Below are 15,504 nucleotides of genomic sequence, written 5' to 3'. Positions count from 1 at the left end.
TTTATTTTTTTAAGCACTTTATGTGTTATTCTTTTTTAACTATTATGGCTGATGCGCCACCACCACCATTACAAATAGCTGCGGCGCCTAATTTTCCATCTTTTTGCTCCAATACATTTAATAATGTTACTAAAATTCGAGCACCAGAACAACCCAATGGATGCCCTAATGAAACAGCGCCACCATTTATATTTACGTTAGAATCATTTAAGCCTAAAATTTTCATATTAGCTAAGCCAACAACAGAGAATGCTTCGTTAAACTCAAAGTAATCAATAGCATCTATTTTTAAATTAGCCTTATCTAAAGCCTTTGGTAACGCTTTTGCAGGTGCTGTAGTAAACCATTCTGGTTCATGAGCGGCATCAGCATAACTTAGTATGGCAGCTAAAGGAGTAAGATTAAGTTCTTTTGCTTTTTCTTCACTCATCAAAATTAATGCAGCGGCACCGTCATTTATTGTTGAGGCATTTGCAGCAGTAACAGTTCCATCTTTTGAAAAAGCAGGTCTTAGTGCAGGTATTTTTTCAAGTTTAACATTTTTAAATTCTTCATCTTCAGTAACAATAATAGGTTCTCCGCGCCTTTGTGGTACAGCAACCGGAATAACTTCATTTTTAAAACTTCCGTTTTCCCAAGCTCCAGCAGCTCTTTTGTAAGATTGTATTGCAAAATTATCTTGGTCTTCTCTACTAAATTCATACTTCGTCGCACATGCATCAGCACAAACCCCCATGGCGTTATTGTCATAAGCATCTACAAGTCCATCTTTTTGTAAACCATCAATTAATGTAGTTGGCCCAAATTTGGTTCCGTTTCTTAAGTGCGTGTAGTGCGGAATTAAACTCATATTTTCCATACCACCCGCGACAACTATATTAGCGTCACCTAATGCAATAGCTTGCGCGGCTTGCATTACAGCTTTCATGCCCGATGCACATACTTTATTTATGGTAGTACAAGGTACAGTGTTTGGTATTCCAGCATAAATAGCAGCTTGCCTAGCAGGTGCTTGCCCTGTACCAGCTTGCACAACATTACCCATAATAACTTCATCCACTAAATTAGCATCTAATTTAATTTTATCTAAAGCTCCTTTTATAGCATAAGAACCTAGTTTTGGTGCTGGTATGGTTGATAAGCTTCCCATGAAACTACCAAGTGGTGTTCTAGCGGCTGCAACGATGACTACTTTTTTCATTTTTAATAATTATTAGTTGCTACTAAAATAACAAATAATTGTGCGTTTCTATGTTATATATTTTGTAATTCACATAATCTGCATTAATAATTTATATTTTTCGTAAAAGGGAAAACTATATTTAGAGTAGGGTAATGGTTATGTACTGTAAAATGATTTGTTAAACTTATATTTTCTATTTTTGAATTAAGAAATAAAATTACATGAGTGTATTTTTAGATAAGTTTTATAAAAATCAATCATCAATATATAAATACTTCATTTATATAGTTACTACGGTACTTATTGTTTTCTTCTTTCCTAAAGGAGGTAAGTTTAAGTATGAGTTTCAAAAAGGGAAGCCTTGGCAGTATGAAAATTATTATGCTCCGTTTGATTTTTCAATTAAAAAATCTGCAGATGAAATAACCGAAGAAAAACGTGTTATTAAGCAAAACCAAGTACTATATTACAGTTTTGATGGTAAAATTGTAGATCAAGTTTACGAAGATTACCAGTTAGAAGTTTCAAATGCTTTTAAGCAAGAAGATAATACTGATGAGAGTAAGTATAAATTATTAGTAAGAACTGGTAAGGAGGTACTTGATAAGGTGTATGCAAATGGTGTAATTTCTGAGGATGATCACAAATTTTCTGAGACGTCAATTAGTTTAATTAAAGGCAATGAGGAGTATAAAATAAACGCAACAAAGTTGAATACTCTTGCTAATGTTAATGCAGTTTTAAATGCTTATTTAAAAAAGAAAAATTTAGAAGATTATAAAGGGCAATACCAGCGTATTTTTTCAAACATTATAGAGCCAAATGTTTTTTATAATGATGAGTTGTCAGAAAAAGCATTAGAAGAAGAATATTCTAAATTATCATATACACGTGGCACTGTAGATCACGGAAAACTTATTATTGCTAAGGGTGAGGTTGTAGAGGCTGAAAATTTAAAAATTTTGAATTCACTACGCTCAGAGTATGAGTCGGAATTGTGGACCGCAAACAACTATTATTTTATCTTGTTTGGCTATTCAGTTTTAGTAGCATTGGTATTGATGATGTTGTTGTTTTTCTTAAAACGATATAGAAGAGATATTTATGAGAACAACACCAAAGTAACCTTTATCTATTTTAATATATTGTTCATGGTATTTGTGACAACACTAGTCGTTAAATATAATGAAGCTTTTGTATTTGTAGTGCCGCTTTGCATATTGCCATTAATACTTAAAACTTTTTTTGATGCTAGGTTAGGCTTGTTTGTGCATGTTTTAGCGGTATTAATTTTAGGTTTTGTAGTGCCTAATAGTTTTGAATATATTTTTCTTCAAATAATAACAGGTATAGTTACTATACTTACTGTGTCAGAGTTGTACAAAAGAGCAAACCTATTTATATCTGTAGGGCAAATAACATTAATTTATATCGTAGCTTATTTTGCATTCCATATTATTCATGAAGGCAATTTAGATAATATTCAATGGTTGACTTTTGGCTTGTTCTTATTAAATGGTATGATAACGCTATTTGTACAACCCTTAATTTATATTTATGAAAAGATTTTTGGTTTAGTTTCAGATGTATCACTTTTAGAGCTTTCAGACACCAATTCAAAGCTTTTAAAAGAAATGTCAAACAAGGCACCCGGAACCTTTCATCATTCACTACAAGTTGCTAATTTGGCAGAAGCGGCGGCTAATGAAATAGGTGCAAATGCAATGTTGGTTAGGGTAGGGGCATTGTATCATGATATTGGTAAAATGAACAATCCAACGTATTTTACTGAAAATCAAATCACCAATGTAAATCCTCATGATGAACTATCGCCAATTGATAGTGCGAAAATAATAATTGATCATGTAATTGGAGGTATAGAATTGGCGCGTAAAAACAATTTGCCTGATAGAGTGATTGATTTTATACGAGTACACCACGGTACTTCGTTAGTTTATTATTTTTATAAAAAACAGCAAGAAATTGATGATGACGTAGACGAACAAGATTTTAGATACCCTGGTCCAACACCATTTTCAAAAGAAACAGCAATATTAATGATGGCCGACTCCATTGAAGCGGCATCAAAAAGTTTAAAAAACCCAACTTTCAAAATTATTGATGAGTTTGTAGAAAAAATCATTGGAGGGCAAATGAGAGCCAATCAGTTTTTAAATGCGAACATTACATTTAAAGAAATTGAAGCAATTAAGAAGATTTTAAAGCAGAAACTCACTAATATTTACCACCTAAGAGTCGAGTACCCAGAGTAATAAAAAATTGGTAAAAAAAAGTTTAAAAAATAGTTGTGTTAATGCTAAGTAAAAATTACATTTGCAACCGCAATTTTATTGCAAGTTCTTAAAAGATTATTGGAGAGGTGCCTGAGTGGCCGAAAGGAGCGGTTTGCTAAATCGTCGTAGGTGGAAACACTTACCCAGGGTTCGAATCCCTGTCTCTCCGCTTTTTACTTTTTAGATAACCTTCGGGGTGTAGCGTAGCCCGGTTATCGCGCCGCGTTTGGGACGCGGAGGTCGCAGGTTCGAATCCTGCCACCCCGACTTTTTAGAGTATTAGATAGTAATAAAAACTTGGTAATCGTATGATTATCAAGTTTTTGTCGTTTTAGGGCATTCATATGATATGAATTGATTTGAATAAAAATGTGACCAATTCGGTTACCATGTCCTAAAATGAATAAAAAAGGTAACCGAATGATTTGATTTGACTTTTGTTTTCAATGTTCAATTTTAAAACAAAAGCGTATGAAAACATTACACACCTTCAGTATCCTGTTTTGGCTAAAGCAAGCAAATGCACAAAACGGAAAAGCACCTCTGTATGCCCGAATTACTGTAAATGGCAAACGAGCAGAGCTTTCCCTAAAGCAAAAACTTCTAATTTCGGATTGGGATTCAAAAAAGAATCGATTAAAAGGGTTGAGTGACCAGACCAAAAAGATGAATAATTACCTAGAACAGGTCCATGCACAACTTTTTGAATGCTATCAAAAATTAAATAGGGAAAATAAATTCGTTACCTCGAGTCTTGTTAAAACTCATTTTTTAGGAGAAAACGAAGACCGTTATAGGCTAACGGATATTATTACATACCATAACGAGCATATGAAATCTACACTACGTTGGGGAACTCAGAAGAATTATTTTACCACCCATAAGTATATTTTTCTTTTTCTAAAGCAAAAGCATAGTACCAGCGATATGTTCTTAAGTGAACTGAACTATAAGTTCATTATCGATTTTGAACGCTTTTTAAGACAGCAAAAAGCTATGGGTAACAATACTGTTATGAAACATCTAGAACGACTACGAAAAATGGTTAGTCTTGCTTTTAAGATGGAATGGATAGACAAAGACCCCTTCCTTAAGTTTGAAGCAAAGTATGAGCGAAAAGAACGAACATTTCTAAGCATAGAAGAACTAGAAGCGATAGAAAACAAACAGTTTAGTGTTCCCAGATTGCAACTTATTAAGGACTTATTTGTCTTTAGCTGTTATACAGGACTCTCCTATGGAGATGTGATGAATTTAACCAAAGATAATTTGTGTTTGGGAATAGATAGAAAACAATGGATTTATTCGCAAAGGGAAAAGACACGTATTCCCATTAAAATTCCTTTACTTTCAAAAGCATTACAAATTATTGAGAAATATGAAACACCACGTCGCCCAAATACAAACGACAGATTATTTCCGACGATCTCTAATCAAAAGCTGAATTCCTATTTAAAAGAAATAGCGGATGTCACAGGAATAAAAAAACACCTTACTTTTCATATCGCACGCCATACTTTTGCGACTACAGTTACCTTAAGTAATGGTGTACCGATAGAAACCGTATCTAAATTATTAGGGCATTCAAAAATCTCTACAACACAGATTTATGCTAAAGTGATAGAAAGAAAAGTAAGTGAAGATATGCAGAAATTAGAAGGATTGTTTTAAGCTTTAGAAAAAGTTTGTATTATAATAATCTACACTAATGATTTGAAGTAAGTTGCAATTACAATTTTAGTATTTATAAAAATATCTTCTTTTCGTTTATATTTGGGACATATAGTTTTATAGTCTAATTTTAATATTGTTTCACATTATAAATTTAAAACTGGCTTTACAAGCCTCTGAGTTATGAATAAAGAAATAGAAAAGGAAAATTTTCTTCAGTTAAAAAGTGAGATATTATTGCAAAAATTAGAAATTGAATCATTGACAGCAGAACTAATGCTATCTAAAAATGATAATGCAATTCAAAATAATCAGAAGCAAAAACGAGTTCAGGAATTAATAATAGTAAATAAAGAACTGACCGAACAAAAAAAAGAAAAAAGAAAACGTACAGAAGAGCTAATCATTGCAAACAAAAAAATTGATTTTCAAAAAGATGAAAAACAAAAACGAGCTGATGAGTTATTGATTGCAAACAAAAGACTTGCTTCTCAATATCATCAGAAACAGAAAAGAATTAATGAGCTGTTAAATGTAAATAATGAACTTGATTTTCAAAAAGACGAAAAGCAAAAATGGGCTTATGAATTGTTGCAAGCAAACAAAAAACTTGTAACAAAATATTATGAAAAACAAAAGCAGGATGAAGAATTAATAGCTATTCATAATGAACTTAGATTGCAATATAATATTAAAAAAGAATTGTCATCGGAGTTAACTGTAGCCTATACTGAACTTACGCAAAATGAGGAATCTTTAACAAACCATATTGAAGGTTTAGAAGAAATGATATTCATGATCTCTCATAAGGTAAGACAACCAATTACAAAAATTTTGGGTTTATCGAATCTTCTTGATGAGCCAGAAAAGTATCGTTTCGAAGAATTGAAAAAGATTATGAGTTATTTACAATCCTCGGCACTAGACCTGGATGAATTTACAAAAGAATTAACTGTATTTATGGATAACTTGCGCAGTAATGAAGGTTAGTTTAACAGGTTGATTTATTAGAACTAATATTAGTTGGATTTATTTTTAATAAACTGTATACGTTTACTTTTTTTATCTAAGAGCATTTTCCTTTTTTTTATTTTAAAACCTTGATAACAGCAGGATATTACCTCGAATGAAATAAGCTTTATTCGGTACTTGATTTACTTCTTTCAGAGCCCTTCGCATTACCTTTTTGAGTTGGCTTTCTTTCTGGATTTGAAGATAGGAAAGGGCTATAAATAGGAGTGCATGGCAATCCGTTTTATGCGCCCGCTATGTTCAAATTCTGTTCTTTTCAAATCAAAAAGCTAAGGCGATTCAAAATGATGTTGAGTTTAGGTAATGAAATGAGAGGGGTCAAATTCAACTAAAAAGTTGACCCAGCGAACGTAAGTTAAAAATGAATTTTTCCCATAATAACAGTATGAAATTTAAATTCTTTTTGACTTTTGTTCAAGACATTTAAACGCACCTTTTTTTCTGAAACGTAGTGGAAGGAAATAGGGTAAGGACACTATAGTATAACCGATAAACAAAGAATCAATAAGTAAATATTTCAGAAGTTTAATCGGTGATTTGTCGCAAAAAACAGCCATTTTACGGGGCTTTACAGGGTATTTGTCGCAAAACTATAAAATAAAGAGGTGAATAGTTTATTTAAATTACTTAAAATCAAGTAATTAATAAATTATAACATCGCGTAGCGTGTTATCCTCTTGCTATTCCTCTTTACTTTATTTTTCTAATTTATAAAGGTATTTGTAACGTTTACTTTTCGATGGATTTCGCATTGGTTATTACAGAGGAATACAAACGAACTAAACTTAATTTAGAAGATCAAATTCAGCTCAGTTCTATGTCATGCCTTCGCCTTTTATGTTTTTTACTCGTTGTTAATAGTAATTCCATCATAAAAATAGTCTATTATATATTTATCAAAACTGTCAAAATATTCAAAAGACTTAATTTTTTCCTTACCAATTTTATGAAAGACTCCAATGGTGTTATGAATATTCAAATTATCGTCTAAAAAATTTATTACACCTTTCTGATGGAGTTTTCTTGAAATCATTCGTGGCATACCATATTCTTCAAGTTGATAAACAACTGATGGCAAGAAAGCGTGAGAAACCCTAGAAACAAAAGGTGTAACATCAGTACCGTTATCAATTATTTCTTTTTGAAGTATGTTTATATCACTAATCAACGAAGATAGATTAAATGCAGCTGTTCTTTCCAACTTGAAAAATTGCTCAATGTTAATATCAAACTCGTCCAATTCATCTAAAAGTTCAGGAATTGTACTTCCCCAATTCCCAACTAATACTTTAACAAACTCTACAAATTTTTTGTGTTGAATACCATGAGGTCCATCTCCCCATTCGCCTGGTTGCAAACTAATTATTTTCCATAGTAGTCTGCCCCAAGATTCAGGTTCATTAGAATTTAGATACGAAAGTCCATTCCAATCTTCTAAATTAGATTTCATTTGTCTAGCTGTCTCCTTTATAAACTCTGAATTATTAGATTGGAATATATTTTCTTTTAAAAGTCTATCGTACGTCTCCTTTCCAAGTATATCGTACATTTCATTTTTAAAAGTTACGATTTTGGCGATTTGCTCACTATCTAAACTTGAACTGTAAATGTTTTCGTCCAAGTCTCCTAAAATTGTGTCTGGAAAAGGAATATCAAGTTGTGTTGTTCCTTCTGGTGGTGGTGGTTCGAGCAAGTAAATTTTACCAATGAAATACTTAAACATTCTACCACCTCTGCCAATAATATTTTTATACGTAAAACTGTCTAAAAGAGTGTTGCCACCACTTTTACGATTTCGCCAAATTATAACGTTTTCAGCAGATGTATTTACACCTTCTATTATTGATGAAGTAGAAATAATATTACTTAATCCTTCTTGTTCCTCAAATAGTTTTACTTGAATTTGACTTATAGAACGATGTAATTGCCCGTTATGAATACCAACACCCCTTTTAACTAAATTGGTTAGTTTCCAATTAGCTCCATAATTATTAGTGAGCCAATTAGCAAATTCTATCAATAAGGGTTTATCGGAAATTGAGAGGTTTTCATTTAAGAGAATTGAAACTTTGTCGATTTGTGGATATGATGCTGCATAAATAAGTGATTTGGTTTTTGTTTCGTCAATAATTTTTAGAAGTACTTCACTTTTTTGAAGTTCTTTTTCAATTTTGTCTCCTTCAATTTCTTTGTATGGCTCAAATCGTTCAAGATAAACTGTACTAAATCCTAATTTATCCTCAAAAATCATATCTTGAGTGAATACATTATCATCAATTGATGTTATGTTAGGAGCTAGAAAATATTTTTGTTTTGATTTAAGTCCTAATTTAATAATTGCTTTTAACAGAGATGGAGACCTTGATTTATCGTAAAAAGAACTTGCTTTATAAAATTCATCAATTATTAATATATCAATACTGTTGATTTTATTCACGTAGTTCATTGCCCTTTCTTGCGGAAAAATGAAAATGTTTCTATCAGCAAGCTCAACTTCAGTGGTTGTAATAATTTTATAACTATGAGCAAATTTCTTGTACAAACGTCTACGTGTTTCGTCTGTTAATGCTATTGTAGGTACTATTATTACTACATTATCTGGATTTTTTATGGAAATAAAAGCGTCTATAACGAAGCTTTTTCCAAAGCTTGTCGGAGCACTTACGGCAATGTTTTCTCCATTAACTAATCGTTTTAATAATGATGACTGTTCTCTATGTAACGTAGCTTGTTTACCGCCGACATCAACTTTGAATATTTCATATACAAATCTATCCTCCCAATTAGCAGTGTCTGCTTTGAGATATGGATATAAACCTGTTTCACGAATTAAATGGTTAACTAGTGGAGAATATTCAATTTCGTTTCTTTCGTGGTAATCCAAAAGTTTAATCAATTCATTTCTTGCTTGAACCTCTTTATTTCCAATTAAGTATTCATTAATTATATGGCAAGTATCAAATATTTCCATTGGTTAATAATTTTTATAAAAGTTAGCCATTGAAACAAACTTATCTACAATGTTTTTTTTAAGTGGTACAGGAAATAAAATTAAATGAAACTTGATTTGCGAATAGTGTGGTATATCTCCAATTTTATTCAATTGCTTTTTGAAAAATGATTCAGCTCTGTTTTTATGGTAATCAATCAATTCATTTTTATATTCATCAGAAATTTCACTTTGTTTTTGTGTTATTTCACATTCGTGTAATAGTAGTATTGGGATATGCAATTTGGGTTTTATCAAATCGATAGATTCTCTTGGGGATAGTGCTGATTTAATCGAATTTCGTAAAGTCTCATCACCAATTAAGGAATCGATATCTGGTAGATTCGTAACAATACTGTTTTCCTTTTTGAGTTTCCCAGTTAATAATGAATTTGCTACAGATGTAATTATTTCAGGAATTCTTGCATCCTCAATACTATTATAAAATTTTGCTTCTCCAAACCATATAGAAAAATCGGTGTCGTTTTCGACAATTATATGAACGCTATCAGCACCTTTAGCATTGTCTTGTGCATTTTGCTTATAAAATATTTTTGGAACAACGGGTAACGCATTGAAATGATGTTTCATTATAGCATATAGAACAATTTCCGCAATTTCACTTCCTTTACTAATGTCACCTGATTTGTCAGAAAGTCTTAAGTTTTTTGCAGCATAGGTCAATAATGAATGATGATTATTAACAAGACTTTCTCTTTCTCTGTGTGATAATGAGGTTTCAGCAATATTGTCCCATATGAAATTTTGAAAATGATTGTACCTCCATTCTGTTGCTTCAAAATTATTTATCATACTTATCACGCTCTTATTTGCAACTGGATTTAAAGTAGCGTCAGTATTAATATCTGTGAAAGTATTATTTATAAGTATTTTAAAATCCATTTTCTTTATTTATGTGGCTACATGGTTTGTTTTTAGGTGAGACATAACGGTCTCGGCTATGAGTAGTTGCGTGGTTTAGCAATTAACTTTGCAAGTACACACCAAGCTGAAAATCCGCGAGGATTTTCAGAAGTAGGCGAGAACAAGCAATTACTTATAGCCATTATGCTTGTTGTACAACTATGAATTTCTCTAACAAATGCTTATTCGGTTATTTTTACAAAACATAACTAATTGTTATATTGAGTTTTAATTTTTATAATAATTCAAAACAATTAATTTATTCATGATAATGACTTATGCAACGGTTACCATTGTTAGGCACAGTTATTTAATTCTTTGTTTTAAAAATTCAAGCCTATTCAAATTCGAATTGTCGGCTAGATATAATTTCAATGAGTTTCTCGGAAAAAGAGATTTATTCCCATCAATGCAATGATTAATTCTAAATTGTAAAAGCGGTAATAAATAGTTTTTTCCTGACACTGTTTTTAATAAAGTATCATTATTAAATCGCCATTTTTTATTCAGATTTCTATAATCATTATCGTATAATTCATTTGCCTCAATATTTGAGTAGCCATTAGCTTCTAATAAAGTGATTATTTCATCTTTTATTTCTTTCGAATAATCTGCAACTTTAGTTTTATCAAGAATTGTTTCTTTACCATTTTTTGTTAGAAATTGATTTGCGTTTTTAAGTTTTGGACCACCTCCATACTTTCTTAAAATTGCAAAATTCAAAAACAAATCAACTAAACTTTGAGAATTATAACCTAACCATTTATCGAAGTTTAATTTACTCTTATGCTGTTCTTTACTCTTTTCTCCATTAGAAAAATAAATTAAGTTAATTATACCTTCTTCTTCTAATAGATAGTTTTCAATGCAATAAGAATCTAGAATAATGAGATTTTTTTCATTTTTTCTATTTATTCCTAATATCAAATCAAGGTCTCCGTCAACTATAAAGTATTTTTTTCTTTTACTTTTTGGGTCTTGATTGTCATATTGGTTTAAAACATTTGCTTTACAGCCTAAAGGTGTTACATCATTTATTATTAATGTATCTCCAAATAAATTTTTAAATAGTGTTTTATAAAATTCCTTATCAGCGACTTTGTCTTCTGTATAAATATCTACATCATTTCTATAGGAAAATAATTTAGACATAGCCTTTAAGGCGTTACTACCGTATTTCAACATATGTCTAGTTCAATTTTGCTAAATCATTACACAAATCTTCCGATGTATCTCCAATTATTGCAGGTGAATGAGTTGCTAGTATAAATTGCGTGTTAGGACTTGCATTTAAAATAGCTTCAACAAATATTTCTTGCCAAGCTAAATGCAGAGAAACTTCAGGTTCATCAATAATGAAAATTCCAGATTCCTTTTTATATTTTTCAACGAAAAATATTAAATGACCAAGCATAGTAACAATTTGTTTTTCTCCAGATGAAAGTTCGTAGATATTAACAATATTGTCATTCTTAAATTTTATTTTTAATTCTCCTTGAGCGTCTATAATTAATTCTTTTTTACTTTCACTAAAAAATTTATTAATTATATTTTTTGCTTTTTCGATTGGCTCAAAAAGATTTTCTATTTCATTTTGATAAGATTGATTGTACTCAATTAATTCATCAATTTTTCTTAATTGCGGTTGATTATTAAACCATTTTTGAATAGTATCAATATCGTCTGGGTCAAGTTCTTTTTTTCCGTCTCTCTTTTTTTGAACTTCAGTAAATTGGTCTAGCGTTTTACTTAATAATTCAAAAAAATTATTCACACTTTCAGTAATACCATCAACATTTAAATTGGTAAAAGCCTCTAGTGCTTTTTCTTTTTTCTCGCTTAATTCTCTACCATCTTTCCAAACATTAAATTCTCTTGTTTGGATGAACTCAAAAGATTGATGTAAAATTTTATTTTTAAACTCTTCGTTTATTTGAGGTTGCTTTGATGCAATCAGTCTAAAATAATCATATATAACCTCTTGGATATCGATAAGACTTATATTTAATGGGTCATTTTTGGGATAATTCCTATATCTTCTCCTTGTGATTGAGTATCTATGAATTTTGTCTATTTGTTGTCCTTCATAAACACGTCTATCAAGCCCGAGAAAAAGTGGTGTTGATAATTGCTTAATCTCTTTAACTACATCTTGGCTGTCGAACATTTGAAGTATTCTATTACTTTTTTTCTGATATTCTTCATAATCAAATTCTTCATCTTCATTTCTAACATTTGAGTTTAATTTGCCAATAACAGGCTCTTCTCCTTCTTTAGCCAGTACAATTTCGTATTTAAGTTCATTAATCTTTGTGGATGAAATTTCTATTAATTTACCATTTTCGTCAGCACAAGTTAATTTTGCGAAATCGTGGTCTATACTACTTAAATAATTATAGGAAGGTGATATTAAGCCCAGAATAAGTTTTAAAACTGATGTTTTTCCAGAGCCATTTATTCCTATGAGAAATGTAAGTCTCTCATTTAGCTTAATGTCATAATTCAACAACTTATGTACATTTTTAGCTTCAAAGTTTAATATTTTCATATATGTTGGTTGTTTTTTCTAATTGTGCCTAACGGTGAGTGTAAGAAGCGTTGCCATCCCGCAGGGTGGCTATGATTTTTACACATTGTTGGCAAATTGTTATTCCTTTTTCTTTCCAAATGAGTATGCAATTTTTAATCCTATTGAAGGGAATAATTTCGTTACAAACAAGGAGTTGTCGTCAGAACTAATTGTCCTTACGGGCTCACTTGAATTTGCTAATACCAAAGGAAGGTTTTTGTCTTTATATCCATCTATAAAGTATTGTCGCGGCTGTCTGATTGGAGTATATTCAGTTGTTAATAGAATCAGAAGATTATCGTTTCGATATCCTATTCCGAACCCAACATCAATTGGAGAAGTAGTATTCGCTTGCTCATCGCTAAACGATAGCTTGAAAACGTTTATTAATAATGCTATTGCGAAAGGGTTTCTTCTATATTCATAATGCCAATCTTTGTCCTGACCTTTGTAGTCAAAAACCTTGTATGGAAATGTAAAAGGATTCCATACAAGTCCCGTTGAAACTCCTGAATTCAAGGGAGATATTTTTTCGAATTGTACAGTATTGTCAATCGGTGAGATTGCAACATTGTAATTCTCTCCAATTCTGACATTAATCCCCGCAGAAATAAACGCATTAAATGGTCTTTCGTAGATAATTTCTTCTCCATCTTCTTTTGCTTGTTCAATTTCATTTTTGTCTACTTTAACATCTTCCTGTGCGTAAGAGTTAAATGTCGCAAATAGAATTCCGATAATTGTTAATGTAAAATGTTTCATATGGTTGTTTTTAATGTTTGTCAACGGAATTGTATAAGAATAGTAGGGCGGAAAAAATGCACGAACCATTCGATTAAACACAAGCCGAATTTTTAAATTTTTCTTATTATCTTTTTTTTCAATAAGCCAAATTTAAAAATTTGGCGACTTCGCAAAAGTGTCTTGTCCTTTGGGTTAAGCACTCATTGCCCTATTTTTTTTATACGGTGTTACCTGCTGGCTTTTCTTTTTTTATTATATCAGATTCTGAACAAATTCCGTAATTTGCGGTATGTGTTCATATAAACCTTTAGCAGAAATAGATGCAGAAACTTTACCTAACCAACCTAAAACATTTTTGGATAGCTTTGATTTATCATTAGAATCCTTTTTTATAATTTCCTTTAATTCTATTATTTCTTCTTCTTCAACTCCGTAAGATTTTAGTTCCTCCGTTTTTTGTTCAATTAAATTGATTGTATTTCCGCTTTGAGTTACATTTTCTCCTAAAGCAATATTCATAGGATTAGTACCACCATAAATATTATTTGTGACAATATTTTGAAGCTTATTAGTATTTTCTTCAGAAATTTTATATTCATCTTCTAAATCAGGAAATTCATTGTCAAGCTCTATTAAGGTATCTAATAGTTTTTGCTTGGTCTGTTCAATAACATTATTGTAAAGAATATTATTCATTTCTCGAAAACCTTGTAGAGTCCCACCACCCATTTTAACTTGAATTATTAAAGCTTTTGGTAAAAGCAATGATAATGAATCAATTAATCTTGAAGGAAGATTTATATAGCTCTTATTAGTATCATTTTCGCTTAATTGAATTTCTATTATAGTAATTGATTCGTGAATTTTATGAAATTTTAAAAACTCAATATCTTGTTCTTCTGCCTCTTCAGGAAGAGTAATCGGTAGTTTTGTTTCTTGTCCGCCAGGAAATTGTGCAATTAAATTTATTTCGCTATAAACTCTTCGGTAATTTGGCAAGAATTTATCTTCAAATTCGTAACCTTCTAATTCCTTTTTTAACCAATTTTTTAAAGTATCATTCTTTACTTTGTTTTGAATGAGTTTCGTTCTGGTCAAAGCTTGAGATAATTTGATTTTATCTAGAGCTATGTCATTAATAAGTTGTTTTATCATAGTTGGTTTTTTCAGCTTGCAGGTAACGTACGGATATACGTATGTATATGGTTATTCATTATTATTTCAGGATAACCGTATGATTACTGTTACACCTATTTTTATAGTTTTATTTAAGATATTTCATATCGAATTCTATAATGAATATATATGAAAAGGTGGGGGGAAGTACTTTTCTTTACGGTTCCTAAATTAAATATTAAATATGGTTATTTCCTACGCTTTTCTGTAAGATTTATAGTAATGTGTTGATATTTCTATGAAGTGTTAAAATATCCCGCTGAAATACTTAACTATTATACTATCAAATAGTATTTATGCGTTGCACTATAATGCAACTCGTCCTATAGTGTATTTTCAAAAACAACTTTTATGAATAAAAATACTAGATGTGTAAAGTGTTATTTCGTGTGAGCTTTAAATATAAGATTCTCACGGAATTTACTAAAGACGACTTTTTCAAAAGTCAGGTAGCATTAACCAATTGTGTATAATTGATAGAATTAATACACGGATCAAAAAGATAGCACTAAGCTTAAAATTCATTATCTTAGTATCAAAATAAAACAATAGACATTATCAAATAGGTTACTTATTCGGTTACTAAGAACAACTTAAAAAATGTAACTGACTGATTTTTAAAAATATGGGATGGTTTAAGAATATTCTGCCACCCCGACAAAAACCTTCTGAGAAATCAGGAGGTTTTTTTTGTTTATACCCTTTTTTAAATTATTAGTTTTCTTTTATCATATACATTCTAATAAAAAATAGTTGTTAATTTATAAAACATAATTAAATTGCAATTAGTAAGAATTTTCAACCTTAAAATTGTGGAGACTAAAAAACACAAAACGGAACAAAACTTCCGCATAGCCAACCAAAAAGGCAGTATAAAAGGAAGAAAGTTCCGCATATAAACAAGTTGTAAAACATTTAAAAT

The 15,504-nt window shown here is 30.6% G+C and carries 10 protein-coding genes and 2 tRNA genes; 5 read left to right on the top strand and 7 right to left on the bottom strand.

Going from position 1 to position 15,504, the window contains the following annotated elements:
• Window positions 1-25: 25 nt before the first annotated feature.
• Window positions 26-1,201, bottom strand: coding sequence for an acetyl-CoA C-acyltransferase (locus KO500_RS00150; protein WP_215954468.1), 1,176 nt, complete (start codon window positions 1,199-1,201; stop codon window positions 26-28).
• Between the two features lie 203 nt (window positions 1,202-1,404).
• Between KO500_RS00150 and KO500_RS00145 the strand changes: the two genes are divergently transcribed.
• The 5 genes from KO500_RS00145 (at window position 1,405) to KO500_RS00125 (ending at window position 6,138) form a co-directional block, all read left to right on the top strand.
• Window positions 1,405-3,456 (top strand): HD family phosphohydrolase, encoded by a 2,052-nt coding sequence (locus tag KO500_RS00145; RefSeq protein WP_215954467.1) that lies wholly within the window; start codon window positions 1,405-1,407, stop codon window positions 3,454-3,456.
• 101 nt (window positions 3,457-3,557) lie between these two features.
• Window positions 3,558-3,646 (top strand) — tRNA-Ser (locus tag KO500_RS00140).
• Window positions 3,647-3,669: 23 nt separating this feature from the next.
• Window positions 3,670-3,744: transfer RNA gene (locus tag KO500_RS00135), tRNA-Pro, on the top strand.
• Between the two features lie 204 nt (window positions 3,745-3,948).
• Window positions 3,949-5,148, top strand: coding sequence for a site-specific integrase (locus tag KO500_RS00130; RefSeq protein WP_215954466.1), 1,200 nt, complete (start codon window positions 3,949-3,951; stop codon window positions 5,146-5,148).
• 183 nt (window positions 5,149-5,331) lie between these two features.
• A complete protein-coding gene (locus tag KO500_RS00125) occupies window positions 5,332-6,138 on the top strand; it encodes a diguanylate cyclase (protein ID WP_215954465.1) in 807 nt (268 codons plus the stop codon).
• An 886-nt stretch (window positions 6,139-7,024) separates the two neighbouring features.
• Here the strand turns inward: KO500_RS00125 and KO500_RS00120 are convergent.
• From KO500_RS00120 to KO500_RS00095, 6 genes are all read right to left on the bottom strand, one after another.
• On the bottom strand, window positions 7,025-9,151 hold the full coding sequence (locus KO500_RS00120) for a DEAD/DEAH box helicase (RefSeq protein ID WP_252732390.1): 2,127 nt from the start codon (window positions 9,149-9,151) through the stop codon (window positions 7,025-7,027).
• A 3-nt stretch (window positions 9,152-9,154) separates the two neighbouring features.
• On the bottom strand, window positions 9,155-10,072 hold the full coding sequence (locus KO500_RS00115; RefSeq protein ID WP_215954464.1) for a HamA C-terminal domain-containing protein: 918 nt from the start codon (window positions 10,070-10,072) through the stop codon (window positions 9,155-9,157).
• A gap of 327 nt (window positions 10,073-10,399) precedes the next feature.
• Window positions 10,400-11,278, bottom strand: a complete 879-nt coding sequence (locus tag KO500_RS00110) for a DUF4435 domain-containing protein (RefSeq protein WP_215954463.1) — start codon at window positions 11,276-11,278, stop codon at window positions 10,400-10,402.
• 4 nt (window positions 11,279-11,282) lie between these two features.
• Window positions 11,283-12,641 carry an AAA family ATPase gene (locus KO500_RS00105; protein ID WP_215954462.1) on the bottom strand — a complete coding sequence of 453 codons (1,359 nt, stop codon included), beginning with the start codon at window positions 12,639-12,641 and terminating at the stop codon, window positions 11,283-11,285.
• 99 nt (window positions 12,642-12,740) lie between these two features.
• Window positions 12,741-13,424 carry a hypothetical protein gene (locus tag KO500_RS00100; protein WP_215954461.1) on the bottom strand — a complete coding sequence of 228 codons (684 nt, stop codon included), beginning with the start codon at window positions 13,422-13,424 and terminating at the stop codon, window positions 12,741-12,743.
• Window positions 13,425-13,658: 234 nt separating this feature from the next.
• Complete coding sequence (locus KO500_RS00095) at window positions 13,659-14,561, bottom strand: hypothetical protein (RefSeq protein WP_215954460.1); 903 nt, start codon at window positions 14,559-14,561, stop codon at window positions 13,659-13,661.
• Window positions 14,562-15,504: the final 943 nt, after the last annotated feature.

This window comes from Cellulophaga baltica, from assembly GCF_018861125.1.
Taxonomy (GTDB): Bacteria; Bacteroidota; Bacteroidia; order Flavobacteriales; family Flavobacteriaceae; genus Cellulophaga; species Cellulophaga baltica_A.
This window is presented reverse-complemented; position numbering and strand designations above follow the sequence as displayed.